This window comes from Nocardioides sp. B129/18, assembly GCF_055282735.1.
The window spans coordinates 1-14,217 of the sequence record NZ_JBUZJI010000043.1 but is presented as its reverse complement, the minus strand read 5'-3'; the positions used below and the strand labels follow the sequence as shown (position 1 = coordinate 14,217).

Annotated in this window: 15 protein-coding genes; 8 read left to right on the top strand and 7 right to left on the bottom strand. The window is 74.9% G+C overall.

The features are described from left to right. Together ACZDWJ_RS19200 and ACZDWJ_RS19195 are read left to right on the top strand one after the other, a co-directional pair. On the top strand, positions 1 to 528 hold a 528-nt coding region (locus ACZDWJ_RS19200), incomplete at its 5' end, for a LuxR C-terminal-related transcriptional regulator (protein ID WP_463523706.1). A gap of 1 nt (position 529) precedes the next feature. Continuing rightward, on the top strand, positions 530 to 2,239 hold the full coding sequence (locus ACZDWJ_RS19195) for a GAF domain-containing sensor histidine kinase (protein ID WP_463523704.1): 1,710 nt from the start codon (positions 530 to 532) through the stop codon (positions 2,237 to 2,239). A gap of 459 nt (positions 2,240 to 2,698) precedes the next feature. Here the strand turns inward: ACZDWJ_RS19195 and ACZDWJ_RS19190 are convergent, their stop codons facing one another. Next, complete coding sequence (locus ACZDWJ_RS19190) at positions 2,699 to 3,139, bottom strand: OsmC family peroxiredoxin (protein ID WP_463523702.1); 441 nt, start codon at positions 3,137 to 3,139, stop codon at positions 2,699 to 2,701. 168 nt (positions 3,140 to 3,307) lie between these two features. Between ACZDWJ_RS19190 and ACZDWJ_RS19185 the strand changes: the two genes are divergently transcribed. Continuing rightward, positions 3,308 to 3,817, top strand: a complete 510-nt coding sequence (locus ACZDWJ_RS19185; RefSeq protein ID WP_463523700.1) for a MarR family winged helix-turn-helix transcriptional regulator — start codon at positions 3,308 to 3,310, stop codon at positions 3,815 to 3,817. A gap of 95 nt (positions 3,818 to 3,912) precedes the next feature. Here ACZDWJ_RS19185 and ACZDWJ_RS19180 read toward each other — a convergent pair whose 3' ends face one another. From ACZDWJ_RS19180 to ACZDWJ_RS19160, 5 genes are all read right to left on the bottom strand, one after another. Further along, positions 3,913 to 4,716 carry an FAD:protein FMN transferase gene (locus tag ACZDWJ_RS19180; RefSeq protein ID WP_463523698.1) on the bottom strand — a complete coding sequence of 268 codons (804 nt, stop codon included), beginning with the start codon at positions 4,714 to 4,716 and terminating at the stop codon, positions 3,913 to 3,915. Next, the gene (locus ACZDWJ_RS19175; RefSeq protein WP_463523708.1) at positions 4,713 to 5,321 is read right to left on the bottom strand and encodes an FMN-binding protein; all 609 of its coding nucleotides are present in this window, start codon (positions 5,319 to 5,321) and stop codon (positions 4,713 to 4,715) included. The genes ACZDWJ_RS19180 and ACZDWJ_RS19175 overlap by 4 nt, the downstream gene beginning before the upstream one ends. A gap of 5 nt (positions 5,322 to 5,326) precedes the next feature. Then, a complete protein-coding gene (locus ACZDWJ_RS19170) occupies positions 5,327 to 6,778 on the bottom strand; it encodes a ferredoxin reductase family protein (RefSeq protein ID WP_463523696.1) in 1,452 nt (483 codons plus the stop codon). A gap of 44 nt (positions 6,779 to 6,822) precedes the next feature. Beyond that, positions 6,823 to 7,590 (bottom strand): hypothetical protein, encoded by a 768-nt coding sequence (locus tag ACZDWJ_RS19165; RefSeq protein ID WP_463523694.1) that lies wholly within the window; start codon positions 7,588 to 7,590, stop codon positions 6,823 to 6,825. Between the two features lie 127 nt (positions 7,591 to 7,717). Then, positions 7,718 to 9,757, bottom strand: coding sequence for an MMPL family transporter (locus ACZDWJ_RS19160; RefSeq protein ID WP_463523692.1), 2,040 nt, complete (start codon positions 9,755 to 9,757; stop codon positions 7,718 to 7,720). 17 nt (positions 9,758 to 9,774) lie between these two features. Between ACZDWJ_RS19160 and ACZDWJ_RS19155 the strand changes: the two genes are divergently transcribed. After that, the gene (locus ACZDWJ_RS19155) at positions 9,775 to 10,302 is read left to right on the top strand and encodes a MarR family winged helix-turn-helix transcriptional regulator (RefSeq protein ID WP_463523690.1); all 528 of its coding nucleotides are present in this window, start codon (positions 9,775 to 9,777) and stop codon (positions 10,300 to 10,302) included. Between the two features lie 41 nt (positions 10,303 to 10,343). Here ACZDWJ_RS19155 and ACZDWJ_RS19150 read toward each other — a convergent pair whose 3' ends face one another. Beyond that, complete coding sequence (locus tag ACZDWJ_RS19150; protein ID WP_463523688.1) at positions 10,344 to 11,309, bottom strand: DUF389 domain-containing protein; 966 nt, start codon at positions 11,307 to 11,309, stop codon at positions 10,344 to 10,346. A 165-nt stretch (positions 11,310 to 11,474) separates the two neighbouring features. Between ACZDWJ_RS19150 and ACZDWJ_RS19145 the strand changes: the two genes are divergently transcribed. The 4 genes from ACZDWJ_RS19145 to ACZDWJ_RS19130 form a co-directional block, all read left to right on the top strand. Further along, positions 11,475 to 12,299, top strand: a complete 825-nt coding sequence (locus tag ACZDWJ_RS19145; RefSeq protein WP_463523686.1) for a YqjF family protein — start codon at positions 11,475 to 11,477, stop codon at positions 12,297 to 12,299. 10 nt (positions 12,300 to 12,309) lie between these two features. Further along, positions 12,310 to 13,503, top strand: coding sequence for a pyridoxal phosphate-dependent aminotransferase (locus ACZDWJ_RS19140; RefSeq protein ID WP_463523684.1), 1,194 nt, complete (start codon positions 12,310 to 12,312; stop codon positions 13,501 to 13,503). 75 nt (positions 13,504 to 13,578) lie between these two features. Beyond that, a complete protein-coding gene (locus ACZDWJ_RS19135) occupies positions 13,579 to 13,959 on the top strand; it encodes a hypothetical protein (protein ID WP_463523682.1) in 381 nt (126 codons plus the stop codon). Continuing rightward, the coding region (locus tag ACZDWJ_RS19130; protein WP_463523680.1) for a hypothetical protein at positions 13,956 to 14,217 on the top strand (262 nt) is incomplete at its 3' end. The genes ACZDWJ_RS19135 and ACZDWJ_RS19130, both read left to right, overlap by 4 nt.

Sequence of the window (14,217 nt, the reverse complement as noted above, 5' to 3'; positions counted from 1 at the left end):
CTCGCCGAGGAGGCGATCCGCCGGATCCCCGCGGTGCGCCCCGACGTCGCGATCCTCGACGGCCGGCTGCCCGACGGCTCCGGCGTCGACGTGTGCCGCGAGATCCGCTCGCGCGACGCCGGCATCGCCGCGCTCATCCTCACCAGCTACGACGACGACGACGCCCTGTTCGCCGCGATCATGGCCGGCGCCGCGGGCTACGTGCTCAAGCAGGTGCGCGGCCACGACCTCATCGACACCGTGCGCCGGGTGGCCGCGGGCCAGTCGACGCTCGACCCCCAGGTCACCGCCCAGGTGCTCGAGCGGGTCCGCAACGGCCCGGCCACCGACCCCGAGCTCGAGCAGCTGACCTCCCAGGAGCAGCGCATCCTCGAGCTCATCGGCGAGGGCCTCACCAACCGGCAGATCGCCGAGCGGATGTTCCTGGCGGAGAAGACCGTGAAGAACTACGTCTCCTCCCTGCTGGGCAAGCTCGGGCTCACGAGTCGCACCCAGGCCGCGATCTTCGCGACCAAGCACCACCTCTGACGTGCCCGAGCGCGTCCCCGAGCTCGACGAGCTGCTGCGGGAGGTCCTCGAGCGCGTCCAGGAGGTCGTCGACGAGCGGGAGGCCATCCAGCTGCTCCTCGACGCCGTCGTCGCCCTCGGCGCCGACCTGAACCTCGACGGCGTCCTCAGCCGCATCGTCACCAGCGCCGGACGCCTGGTCGACGCCCGCTACGCCGCGCTCGGCGTCCTCAGCCCCGACTCCCCGACCAAGCGGCTGCGCACCTTCGTCCACGACGGCGTCAGCCCCGAGGAGGTCGCGCGGATCGGCGACCTGCCCCGCGGCCACGGCCTGCTCGGGCTGATCATCGACGTCCCGGAGCCGCTGCGGCTCTCCGACATCGCCGCCCACCCGGAGTCCTACGGCTTCCCGCCGAACCACCCGCCGATGCACTCCTTCCTCGGGGTGCCGGTGCGCACCCGCGACCAGGTCTTCGGCAACCTCTACCTCACCGAGAAGCGCGGCGGCGGCGACTTCACCGCCCAGGACGAGGCGGTCGTCGTGGCGCTGGCCTCGGCGGCCGGCGTCGTCATCGAGAACGCCCGGCTCTACGAGGAGGCCGCGCGCCGGCAGCGCTGGCTGGAGGCCACCGCGGAGATCACCTCGCTGCTCTCGCGCCCCGAGCCCGGACGCGACCCGCTGCACCTCATCGCCGACCGCGCCCGCGAGTGCGCCCACGCCGACGTCGCCTGGGTGGCCGTCGGCTCGGACCCCTCCGAGCTGGTGCTGCGGGTGGTCTCGGGGCAGGCGGCCGATCCCGACGCGATGCGCGGCGTCCGCCTCGACCGCTCGCTGGCCGCGCGCGTCGTGGCGACCGGCGAGCCGATGGCCGTCGACGACCTCGCCACCGACCCCCGGGCCGTCGACGTCTCCCAGCCCCTGGGCTGGCCCAGCCTCGGGCCCGTCATCGTCGTGCCGCTCGGCTCGAGCACCGGCACCGAGGGGGCGCTGGCCCTGGCGTGGACGGCCGGTCGCGAGGACGACTACCACTCCCTCGACCCCACGCTGCCGGCCAGCTTCGCCGAGCAGGCGGCGCTGGCGCTGCAGGTGGCCCGCGGCCGGGAGGACCAGCAGCTCCTGGCGCTCTTCGAGGACCGCGACCGCATCGGCCGCGACCTGCACGACCTGGTGATCCAGCGACTCTTCGCCGTCGGGCTGGGCCTGCAGGGGCTGGCCCGCACCGCCACCGACGACGAGCAGCGCACCCGGCTCGACCAGGCCGTCGACGACCTCGACGACACCATCCGCGACATCCGCCGCTCGATCTTCGCCCTCGGCGCCGCGCCGTCCTCCGACGACATCCAGGCCGAGGTGACCCGCCTGGTCGACCGCGCCGCGGCGACGCTGAAGTTCCGTCCGAGCCTGCGCTTCGAGGGGCCCGTGCGCTCGCTCGTCGACGCCGACGTCGCCCCCGACCTGCTCGCCGTGCTCGGCGAGGCGCTCTCCAACGCCAGCCGGCACGCCGACGCCACCCGCGTCAGCGTCGAGCTGGCCGTGGAGTCCGACGACGACGGACCGCCGCGGGTGCGGCTGCGCATCGGCGACGACGGCCAGGGTCTGCCGCCCGACGTCGTCGAGAGCGGCCTGTCGAACATGCGGCACCGCGCCGAGCGTCGCGGCGGAACGCTGCGGGTCGTCTCCGCCGCGGGCGCCGGGACGACCCTGACCTGGACGGCGCTGCTCCCGGGCTGAGACCGGTGGCTCCCCGGCTGACCCGGACGTGCTGCGACCCCGGCCCGTGGGCCGGGGTCGCGAGGCTTCCCGGGGGAGGAGGGCCGACGCGGTCTCGCGGCGCACCCCATGTGACGTCGCGGTGCCGTGATGCCGGCTCGTGAGGGTCAACGACGCCGACGCCGGGAGGTCACGGACGTGCCACGGCCCCGACGCCGGGCACGAGGGGTCGGGGCCGTGACCGGTCGCGGCGCACAGGTGGCGATCAGATGTCAGTCCGGGATCACACCCGCGGAGCCGCGGTGGGGCCAGGACCATCGTCCACCCTTCCGGGTGGAGATGCCAGCGGTTCAGGACAACTCAGCCACAGCTCAGCCGCAGCTCACAGCCAGATCCGCAGACGTGACCGGCCCCGCCCTCCGGGTCGCGGAGGACGGGGCCGGTGCGCGGGGGCGCGCCGCTGCGGGCGCGCGGCGCGGCTCAGCTCTCGAGCGCGGCGTCCAGGGTGATCTCGACGCCGGTGAGCGCCTTGGAGACCGGGCAGCTGGCCTTGGCGGCCTCGGCGGCCTGCTTGAAGCCGGCCTCGTCGAGACCCTCGACCTCGCCGCGGACGGTGAGGGCGATGCCGGTGAGCTTGAAGCCGCCGGCGGAGTCCGGGCCCAGCGAGACGTCGGCCTTGACGTCGAGGGCCTGCGGCGTGCCGCCGGCCTCGGCGATGAGGGCGGAGAACTGCATCGCGTAGCAGGCCGAGTGGGCCGCGGCGATGAGCTCCTCGGGCGAGGTGGTGCCGTCGGCGTCGTCAGCAGCGCGCTTGGGGAAGGAGACGTCGTAGGTGCCGACCTTCGAGCTGGTGAGCTCGACCTGGCCGGAGCCGTCGTTCAGGGTGCCGTTCCAGGCGGTGCGGGCGGTGCGAGTGGGCATCGTCGGTTCCTCTCGAGTGTCGGATCTGCGTCGGGCGTCCGCGTCGACCGGCGGTCGGTCGCGGGTGGATCGGGTGTCGGTGCGTTCTCCTGCGGACTTCGCGTCGACGATTTATAGTGTGCACAAGATGTGCGTGCACGACAAGCGTTGGCAGGAGATGATGGTCCCGTGATCCAGCACACATCGAGCCCGTCCGGCTCGGCACACCCCGGCGGAGACGTCACCCTGGAGTCGATGGACCCGCTCGCCCCGCTCCTCTGCTTCGACCTCTACGCCGCCTCGCGCGCCGTCACGGCCGCCTACCGGCCGATCCTCGGCGAGCTCGGGCTGACCTACCCGCAGTACCTCGTGCTCGTGGTGCTCGCGGCCGAGGACCCCGACGACGGCGACGGCGTCCCGATCAAGCACCTGGCCACGTCCCTGCGCCTGGACCACGCCACGCTCACCCCGCTCCTGCGACGCCTCGAGACCGCCGGCCTCCTCGAGCGCCGCCGCAGCCTGGCCGACGAGCGCTCGGTGCAGGTGCGCCTCACCGACGACGGTCGGGCGCTGGCCTCGCAGTTCGAGGACGTCCAGTGCCGCGCCGGCGACATGCTCGGCCTCGACGTCGCCCAGATGGGGCAGCTGCGGACGCTGCTGCGGGCTGTCACGTCGTCGGCGAACGCGTCCTTGGAGTGAGGGGCAGCTTCCCCGGTCGACCGGGGAGACCGACGGTTGTCGGGGAGAGCTTCGCCTGACCTCGGTCGGTCTCGCCTGCCCTGACCCGGCGTGGATCAGGCCGACGGGCCGATCACCTCGACCGAGCCGTCGACGCCGACCACCAGGCCGGTGCGGCCGCGCGAGCGCAGCCAGGCGGCGGCGTCGGCGTCCAGGGCCAGCGCGGCGGTGGCGTCGACGTCGGCGGTCGTGAGGTCGGCCGCGACCACCGTCACCGAGGCGACCACGGTGGGGGCGCGGCCGGTGCGGGCGTCGACGACGTGGGCGCCGCGATGCGTCAGACCGCTGGTGGCGATGGCGCCGTGCGACAGCGGGACGGTGGCGACGAGGCGGTCCGGGTCCGCGGGGTCCTCGACGCCGATGCGCCACGGCTCGGCGTCGGCGCGCACCACGTGGCAGACCAGGTCGCCTCCGCCGCCGAGGCAGGAGTCGGTGTCGGGCAGGGCGTGCAGGTGGCGGGCGACGCGCTGCAGCGCCCAGCCCTTGACCACGCCGCTGGGGTCGAGCACCAGCGCGCCGGAGGCGTCGGGGCGCCGGACGTCGAACGCGCCGTCGGACTCCCGGCGCGCCTGCTCGCCGATCGCCAGCACCTCCCGCACCAGGGCGGCCCGGGCCGGCGGCAGGTCCTCGACGACGAGCTCGCCGCGGCCGAGGCGTCTGATCGGCGAGTCCGGACGCCAGGTGGTGAACAGGTCCTCGAGGTCGCGCAGCTCCGCGACGAGCGTCGCCCAGGCCGCGCGGGCGACGTCGTCACCGGCGTGACGCCCGCGCAGCACCACCGACACCGGCAGGCCCATGACCTGCTCGACGGCGCGCCAGCGTCCCGCGGTCGCCGTGATGGCGTGGGAGGCGGACGTCACAGCCCCGCCTGGTCCAGAGCGCTCTGCAGCGAGGCGAGGTAGCCCTCGCTGGTGACGGTGGCGCCGGAGACCATGTCGATCTGCGCGCTCTGCTGCTGGGTGGTCTCCTGGACGAGGATCGGCAGCGCGTAGGCGTTGATCTGCTGGTCCTTCGGGTTGCCGTTCGGATACTGCGGCACCGCGACCTCGGTGATCTTCCCGCTCGCCACCGTGATGGCCACCTGCACCGGGCCCCAGCGGGTCTGGGCGACGTCGCCGGTGTAGGTCCTCGTGCTCGACGAGGTGGAGCCCGACGAGCCCGACGACCCCGACGACCCGCCGGTCGCCGCCTGCGGGGCGTCCGAGGCCGTGCCGCCCGAGCCGCCCGAGCCGCCCGAGCCGTCCGAGGAGCCCGAGCCGTCCGAGCCGTCCGCGGACTCCGAGGAGCCGCCCGAGGAGCCGGAGCCCGCGCCGCCCTCGGGCGCGGCGGCCTCGCCGCCGCTGGTGATGGGCGTGACGGCCGCGCCCTGCTCGGCGGCCATGGTCGCCGAGGTCGAGGTGCGGTAGCCGAAGAGCAGCACCACCACGGTGAGGGTGCTCATGAGGGAGAGGACGATGCGTCGCATCCGGGTCACCAGCCGAAGGTCTCGTCGTGGAGCCGCTCGGGCGGGAGCCCGGCGGTGAGGAGGTCGCGGCGCACCATCTCGGTCCACACGACCGGGCCGCAGAGGTAGACGTCGCGCTCCAGGAGGTCGGGCACCCACCCGCGGGCGGCGTCGACGTCGGAGAGGTGGGCCGGGACGCCGTCGCCCAGCCAGGAGCCGTCGCGACGACGGCGTCCGGGCAGCGGCACCACCTGCAGGCCGCGCTCGCGACCCAGCGCGTCGAGCTCGGCGCGGAACAGCGGGTGGTCGGTGAACCGGTAGAGCATCGCGGCCTCGCCGGGCTCGTACTCCAGGCCCTCGGCGAGGGACCGCAGCGGCGCGATGCCGACGCCGGCGCCGATGAGCGCCACGCCGCGGGTGGTGCGCGCCCGGGCCGAGAGCCGACCGAAGGGACCCTCGACGTGCACGCGGGTGCCGGGTCGCAGCGCGGCCAGCGAGGACGAGCCGTCGCCAGCGTCCTGGACGGTGATGCGCAGGCTGGCGCCGTCGGGCGCGGCGGAGAGGGAGAACGGGTTGGCGCGGGTCCAGCCCGCGCGTCCGAGGAAGCGCCAGGTGAGGAACTGGCCCGCCTCGACCTTCAGCGTGCGCAGGCCGCGACCCGCGACGTAGACCGACACCACGCCGGGCGCCTCGGGCACCACGGAGGTGACCCGCAGGCCCAGCCGGAGCGTCCGCACGAGCGGCAGGCCCACGCGCCACACCACGACGGACCCGGCCGCGAGACCCCAGGCGGTCCACCAGAACACCGCGCGCCCCGGGGAGGAGGCCAGCTGCTGGCCGGTCCAGATCTGGTGCGGCAGCGCGAGGCCGGCGCCGAGGTAGGCGTAGAGGTGCAGCAGGTGCCACGACTCGTAGCGCAGCCGGCTGCGGGCGGCCTTGATGCTCGTGACGACGACCATCACCAGGCACGCCGTGCCGGCCACCGCCAGCAGCATGCCGGGGTAGTTCACGGTGAGGTCCCAGGCCATCGCCGGCGTCGCCGCGAGCGAGCCCGCCGCGTAGCCGAAGGTGATCAGGGCGATGTGGACGAGCATCAGGGTGAAGCTGGTGAAGCCCGCGACGCGGTGCAGCCGGGCGAGGTCGTCCTGGCCGACGGCCCGCTCGAGCACCGGGATCCTGGCCATGAGCAGCACCTGCACCAGCAGGAGCACCGAGGCCCACAGGCCGGTCAGGCGTCCCACCGACACCAGGCCGGTGGCCCAGCCGCCGAGGTCCTGGATGCCGTGGCCGGTGGCCCACCAGTAGGTGACGAGCAGCAGCGAGCCCCACAGCGCGCACACCCCGCCGAGGCGGACGGCGGCGTCGAGCCGCGCACGGGCGTCGAGGCGGACGTCGGGCCGGGTCGCGCGGCGCGCGCCGGGCCTCGGACCGGGCTCCGGCGCGGAGGCCGGCACCGGACGGGGAGCGAGCATGGTCATGGCTGGTCCTCGGGTCTCTCGGGTCTCTCGCTGCGATCGGCTGCTCAGGCGTTCGTCGCGTCGACGACGAACCAGCCGGTGGTGGTGCCGGTGCTGCCGGCGGATCCCGAGGAGTCGCCCTGCTGCTGACCCTGCTGCTGACCCTGCTGCTGGCCCTGCTGGCCGGGGAGGCCCTGCTGACCGGGGAGGGCGGGGCCGTCGCCGTCCAGATCACCGGGGACGCCAGGCGCCCCCGGGAGCTGGCCCTGCTGGCCCGGGAGCTGGCCCTGCTGGCCGGGGACGCCCTGCTGGCTCAGCCCGCCGAGTCCACCGTCGCCGTCGCCGTCCCGGTCGAACCCGCGTCCGCCGCCTGGGAAGCCGTTCTGGCCCAGCTGCCCGTTCTGGCCCAGCTGCCCGTTCTGGCCCAGCTGCCCGTTCTGGCCCAGCTGGCCGTTCTGGCCGAACCGGCCGGTGTCGCCGCCGTCGGGCGCGCTGGCCCGGCCGATCGCGAAGCCCGCGCCGCCGAGGCCGAGCACCAGCAGCACGCTGCCGAGCGCCCCGGCGGTCCAGCGGGTGCGACCCGAGGCGCTGCGCCAGCGATCGGCGACGGCGGCGCCACCCGCGCGAGGAGCACCGGCGTCGGCGGCGAGCGGCGGCGGGGTCCAGGCGGCGGCCGGGGCCTCCGCGGCGATCGGCGCCTGCTGCTCGAGCACGGCCGTGCCCCCGTCGCGCGGCAGCGCGGTCGTCGGCGTCGCGTCGACGGGCAGCAGCGGCTGGGTCTCCGGCCCGGTCGGCTCCCAGCGGTTGCCGCTCGGGGTCGGGGTGTCGCTCATCGTGGTCTCCTCGAGTCCTTCAAGCAGGGTGTCGAGGACGACGATGCGCGGGCGGGCTGGGACCTCCCCCAGCGCTTCCTGTGGCCCGCCTGTGAGGGCGGGCCATCAGGCGATCAGCGAGGCGAGGTCAGGCGGTGGGGCCCAGGCGACGCGGCGCCCAGAACCGGTCGCCGAGCCGCACGGCGATCGCCGGCACCAGCACGGTGCGCACCAGGAGGGTGTCGAGCAGGACGCCCACGCAGATGACGATGCCGAGCTGCGCGAGCACCACCAGCGGCAGGACGCCGAGCACCGCGAAGACCGCGGCCAGCAGGATGCCGGCGCTGGTGATGACGCCGCCGGTGGAGGCGAGCGCCCGCAGCATGCCCTCGACGGCGCCGTGCTCGCGGGCCTCCTCGGCGGCCCTGCTGACGAGGAAGATGTTGTAGTCGACGCCCAGCGCCACCAGGAAGATGAACGCCTGCAGCGGCACCCCGACGTCGAGCCGGTCGAAGCCGAAGACCCCGGTGCTGATCCACCAGCCCAGGCCGAGCGCGGCCAGGTAGGTGGCCACCACGGAGACGACGAGCACGATCGGCGCGACGATCGCCCGCAGCAGCAGGCCGAGGGCCAGCAGCACGATGACGAGGATCAGCGGGACGATGAGCGTGCGGTCCGAGGACGACGCGGCGTCGCTGTCGAGGTCCTGGGCGTCGGTGCCGCCGACGAGCGCGCCGTCGACCGGCTCGAGCGCGCTGCGGACGTTCTTGACGTCGTCGCGGGCGGCGGCGGTGCCGGGCGTGCCGTCCAGGACGACGTCGAGGCGGGTGCGTCCGTCGTGGTCGCCGGCGGCCTTCACGGAGGTGACGCCGTCGACGCCGTCGAGGGCGCTGGTGGCGGCCTGCACCTGCGCGTCGGGCACGAGGACGACCGCGGGGTCGCTGGTGCCGGCGGGGAAGGACTGCTCGAGCCGCTGGGCGGCGGTGATCGACTCGGGGGTCTTGATGAACTGGTCGGACTCCGAGAGCCCGGTGCGCACGCTGAGCAGGCCCGAGGCGAGCGCCGCCAGGACGACGACGCCGGCGACGGCCGCGCCGACGGGACGACCGGCGACGGCGTCGCCGATGCGGCGCCACACCGAGCGCTGCTCGGAGAGGACGGCCTGGCCGACGACGGGACGGCGCGGCCAGAAGATCCAGCGACCGAAGCACACCAGCGCCAGGGGCAGGATCGTCATGACGGCGGTGGCGCCGATGACCACGCCGATGGCGCAGGCCAGGCCCAGGCCGCGGGTGGCGGGGAAGGCCGAGAGCAGCAGCGTCAGCAGGCCGACCATGACGGTGAGCGAGCTGGCCAGCACGGCCTCGAGGGTGCGCTTCCAGGCGTGCCACATGGCCGCGGAGCGGTCCTCGATGACCTTCAGCTCGTCGCGGTAGCGGCTGATGAGCAGCAGCGCGTAGTCGGTGGCGGCGCCGAAGACCAGCACCGAGAGGATGCCGGTGGTGGACTCGTCGAAGGCGACCCCGAGCGTCGTGAGGGCGTGGGTGGCGGTGACGGCGGCGATCTGGTCGGCGAGGCCGACGGTGAGCAGCGGGATCAGCCACAGCACCGGGGAGCGGTAGGTGAGGATCAGCAGCACCGCGACGACGGAGGCGGTGACGAAGAGCAGGTTGAGGTCGGCGCCGGAGAAGACCTCGGCGAGGTCGCCCTGGATGGCGGCCGGGCCGGTGACCTGGGCGGTGACGCCGTCGGGCAGGTCGGTGCGCAGGTCGGTGCGCAGCTGCTTGACGTAGTCGGCGAGCTTCCCGGCGTCGGAGAAGCTGGTGGGGATCGCGCCGACGAGCGCGGTGCCGTCCTCGGAGGCCTGCAGGGGGCTGGCCTTGCCGTCCGCGGCACGCTGGAGGTCCTGCTGGACCTGCTCCTGGGCCGAGGCCGAGATCCGCTGGTCCGAGGCGAAGAGCACCAGGGCCACCTGGTCGTCGCCCTGGGGGAAGGAGTCGAGGAGGCGGGCCACCTCGGTGGAGTCGTAGCCCTTCGGCAGCTGGTCGGTGGGCCCTCGGTCGACGGGGGCGGTGCCGACGCCGCCGATGAGGGCGGCGCCGAGCAGGAGGTAGAGGACCGGCAGGATCCAGGCCAGGCGGGGGCGCAGAATCGACGGTGCGTCAGAGGCCACACGAGTTTGTTCCACGATGGAAGGATAGAGGCGTGACTCAAGGGAAGCCCAGCAGCGAGCGCACCGAAGGGGTGGGCGCCTCACCCGGTGGCCGGCCCGCCACCCGGGTGCCCGTCCTGCTGCAGGAGCTCTCCCTCGAGCTCAACCGCTTCTCCCACACCTTCGCCCGCCAGCACGGCCTGCACGCCACCGACGTCGACGCGCTCGGCCGCCTCGCCCAGGCCGAGGCCACCGGCGTCACGCTGACGCCCTCGACCCTCGCCGCCGCCGTCGACCTCTCCGCGCCGGCCACCTCGGCGCTGCTCAACCGGCTCGAGCAGATGGGCCACGTCGAGCGGGCCCCCGACCCCGAGGACCGGCGTCGGCACCTCGTCAGCCTCCACCCGCAGGCGCGCACCGTCGCGTCGTCGTTCTTCGGGCCGCTCGGCGCCGCCCTCCAGGGCGCGATGGCGGGGCTGGACGCCGAGGAGATCGCGGTCGTCGAGGGGTTCCTCGAGCGCGCCGTCGAGGCCACCCGCGGGATCGTGCACGAGGCCGAGGGCGCCGGGCCCGGTGCCTGATCTCGGCGCCTGACCCCGGCACCTGACCTCGGTTCCTGACCTCAGGCGCCGCGACGGTGGCGCAGCGCGGCGAGGAAGCGGGCGCGACGCCGCGAGACCGGCTCCCACACGCGGTCCTGCAGGGTCAGCGTCAGCCAGCCGGCGAGCACCATGCCGACGACGTTGACGACCAGCTGCAGGCTGCTGCCGCCCACCTCGTGCCACACGCCGAAGGCCAGCGCGAGCGCGATGTTGCCGGCCGCGGGCACCGTCGTCACCGAGATGAACACGCCCGACAGGCCGCCGACCTTGGCCGAGGTGAGCGAGAGGACGCCCGCCGCGCCGGCGAGCACCGCGACGACGAAGGACCACCGATCGGGGCTGTAGACGAACGCGGTCTCGGGCCGCGCGACGAGGTCGGTGACCTCGATCCAGCCGGCCCAGCGTCCCAGCAGGCCCGCGAGCGTGGCGAGGGCGATCGCGATCGCGAACCCGACGACGAGCGTGCTCGCCGCCCGGCGCACGAGGTTCGGACGACGCCGCACCGCGCCCAGGCCGAGCGCCGCCACCGGCACGAACTCCGGGCCCAGCACCATCGCCCCGATCAGCAGCACCTGGGAGTCCAGCACCAGCGCGATCGCCGAGAGCAGCGTCGCCATCACCATGAAGGAGGCGTAGGTCCAGTTGAGCTCGGACTCGTCGTAGGCGCGCTGGGTGACGTCGGCCCACACCACGGCGTCGGCGCTGCTGCCCGGCGTGATGCGCTCGGCGTCGTAGCCGTCGCGGGAGATCCACGTCGTCGAGGGCTCGATGTGGATCGAGCCGCGCTCGTGCACGCCCCACTCGCGCAGCAGGTCGACGAGCTCGTTGACGCCCTCGCGGGCCACATCGGCCACGATCACGTCGCCCTGCGGCCGCACCGCCGCCCCCGGCTGGTGCACGATCGACGACACCGCCCGGTCGTGCTCCAAGGTGGCCAGGATCCGCGGGGTCAGGTCGGCCGGGGCGATGACGCTCAGGCGCAGCATGGGCGGACGCTAGCAGGCGGGGAGCCGGGGGCAGCTTCCCCGGATATCCGGGGAAGCTGGACGTTGTCAGGGGAAGTCACCCCCGACGACGTCCAGCTCTCCCTGACCTGATCACCCCGCAGCGCGGGTGAGCACCGCCTTGGACGCCCGCGTCACCATGGCCCCATGAGCCGCCTCGCCCCCGGCCGGCGACGCGAGCCCGCCCCGTCCCCGGCCGTCCCCTCCCCCGTCGAGCCCGTCGAGCCCGTCCAGCCGGATGCGCCCGCGCTGCGCGGCACCATCTTGATGAACCAGGACTGGTGCGACCTCACCTACCTCCACTGGGCCATCGAGCCGGAGCGGGTGGCGCACCTGATGCCGCCGGGCGTGCGCCCCGACGTGCACGACGACGGCGCCACCTACGTCGGTCTCGTGCTGTTCCGGATGGTCGACGCCGGGTTCGGACGCCGCACCTCCGTGCCGTACTTCGGCAGCTTCCTGGAGACCAACGTGCGGCTGTACTCCGTCGACGCGCAGGGCCGCCGCGGGGTCGTGTTCCTGAGCCTGGACGCCGATCGTCTCGCCGTGGTGCTGGCGGCGCGGGCCGGGTTCGCGGTGCCGTACCGCTGGGCCCGGATGTCCTACGCCCGCTCGCCGCACGAGCTGGGCACCCGTCACGCCTACACCGCGGAGCTGCGGTGGCCGGGCGTCAAGGCGCGCAGCCGGGTGTCGATCGCGGCGGGCGAGGAGCGCGAGGCCAGCGCCCTCGACGACTTCGTGTCCGCGCGCTGGCGACTGCACACCCGCCTGGCCGGCCGCACGCTGCGCATCCCGAACGAGCACCAGCGCTGGCCGCTGCACGACGCCACGCTGCTCGACCTCGACGACGAGCTCGTCGCCTCCGTGGGACTGCCCGGGCTCGCCGACCGCGCACCCGACCACCTGGCGTTCTCGCCGGGGGTGCACACCCGCTTCGGACTGCCCCAGCGGGTGCGGCTCGGCGACGCCTAGGCTCGCCGGGGTGAGCACCCTCGACCGTCGCCTGGCCGCCGCGCAGCGCGCCGCCGTCGCGCCGTTCCACGTCATGGACCTGCTGGCCGCGGCGGCCGAGCGGCAGCGCGTCCACGGGGATCTGGTGAACCTGCTGGCCGGCCAGCCGAGCACCGGCGCCCCCGCGCCCGTGGCCGAGGAGGCCGTGCGCCTGCTGCGCTCGGGCGACCCGCTCGGCTACACCCCCGCCACCGGGATCGTCGAGCTGCGCGAGGCGATCGCGGGCCACCACCGCCGGGTCCACGGCATCGAGGTCGAGGCCGACGACGTCGTCGTCACCACCGGCTCCAGCGGCGGGTTCCTGCTGGCGTTCCTCGCCGCGTTCGAGCACGGCGACAAGGTCGCGATCGCCCGTCCGGGCTACCCCTGCTACCGCAACGTGCTGGCCGCGCTGGGCTGCGAGGTCGTCGAGATCCCCACCGGCCCGGAGACCCGCTTCCAGCCGACGGTGGCCCAGGTCGAGGCGCTGCCGGACGACGTCCGCGGGCTCGTGGTCGCCAGCCCCGCCAACCCCACCGGCACCATGCTGCTGCCCGAGGAGCTCGCCGCGCTGGCGCGCACCTGCCAGGAGCGCGGCATCCGGCTGATCAGCGACGAGATCTACCACGGCATCGAGTACGCGCCTCTCGAGGGCCACGCGCCGCTGGCGCGCAGCGCGTGGGAGACCAGCCGCAGCGGCGTGGTCTTCGCCAGCTTCTCGAAGTACTTCTCCATGACCGGCTGGCGCATCGGCTGGATGCTGGTGCCGCGCGACCTGCGCCGCGCCGTCGACGTCCTCACCGGCAACTTCACCATCTGCCCGCCGGTGCTCGCCCAGCGTGCCGCGCTCGCGGCCTTCATCGACGCCTCCTACGCCGAGCTCGACGGCCACGTGCGCCGCTACGCCGTCAACCGACGCCTGCTGCTCGACGGCCTCGCCGACCTCGGCGTCACCCGCCTCGCACCGGCCGACGGCGCCTTCTACGTCTACGCCGACGTCGGCCACCTCACCGACGACTCCATGGCCTTCGCCCACGACGTCCTGGCCCGCACGGGCGTCGCGCTGGCCACCGGCGTCGACTTCGACACCGTCGACGGCGGCCGGTTCGTGCGGCTCAGCGTCGCCGGCGCGACCGCGGAGGTGCAGGCGGGGCTCGACCGGTTGTCCACAGTCCTGCGCGGCTGAGGTTCGCGGACCTCCCGGGCGGGGAGGCGAACAGGTGGACGCCGCCGCTCGGGCGGTCGAGCCCGGGGAGGCTCCATGCTGGTCGACACCACCGCCCTGCGTCACGACGCCCACCGCCTGCGCGAGCGCGCGGGCGAGCTGCGCGGCCGCGCCCACGCCCTGCCCGGCGAGGCGCCGCCGTCGTGGGAGGGCGCCTCGGGCGAGGCCTTCGCCGACGCCCTGCGGCGCCGCCGCGACGACCTCGACCACGTCGCGATGCTGCACGAGGTCGCCGCCCGCGTGCTCGAGGCACACCTCGACGTCGTCGACGCCCAGCAGGCGGTGCTGACCGCGGGCGGGCGGCTCGCCCACGGCCTGGTCGGCAGCGCCGTCGACGCCGCCGTCGGCACCGCCGTGCACACCGCGGGCGACGCCGCGCTCGGCGTGGTCTCGAGCGTGGCGGGAGCCCTGCGATGACGCTTCCCCCCGCGCCCGCCCCCGAGGGCGGCATCCTCGCCGCGCCGATCGTCGAGGTCACCGGCGGCGCGGGCCGCGTCAGCCTCGCCACCCAGGTGGCCCTCGACGCCGCCGCGCGGGTGGCGGCGCTCGCCGACCAGCTCGACGCCTGGGCGCTCGAGCTCGTCTCGCTCGTCAGCCCCGCGGCGCTGGCCGCGAGCGCCGTGGCCGACCCCGTCGGCGCGGCCGCGGTGACGGCCGCGCTCGGGGCGGCGGAGG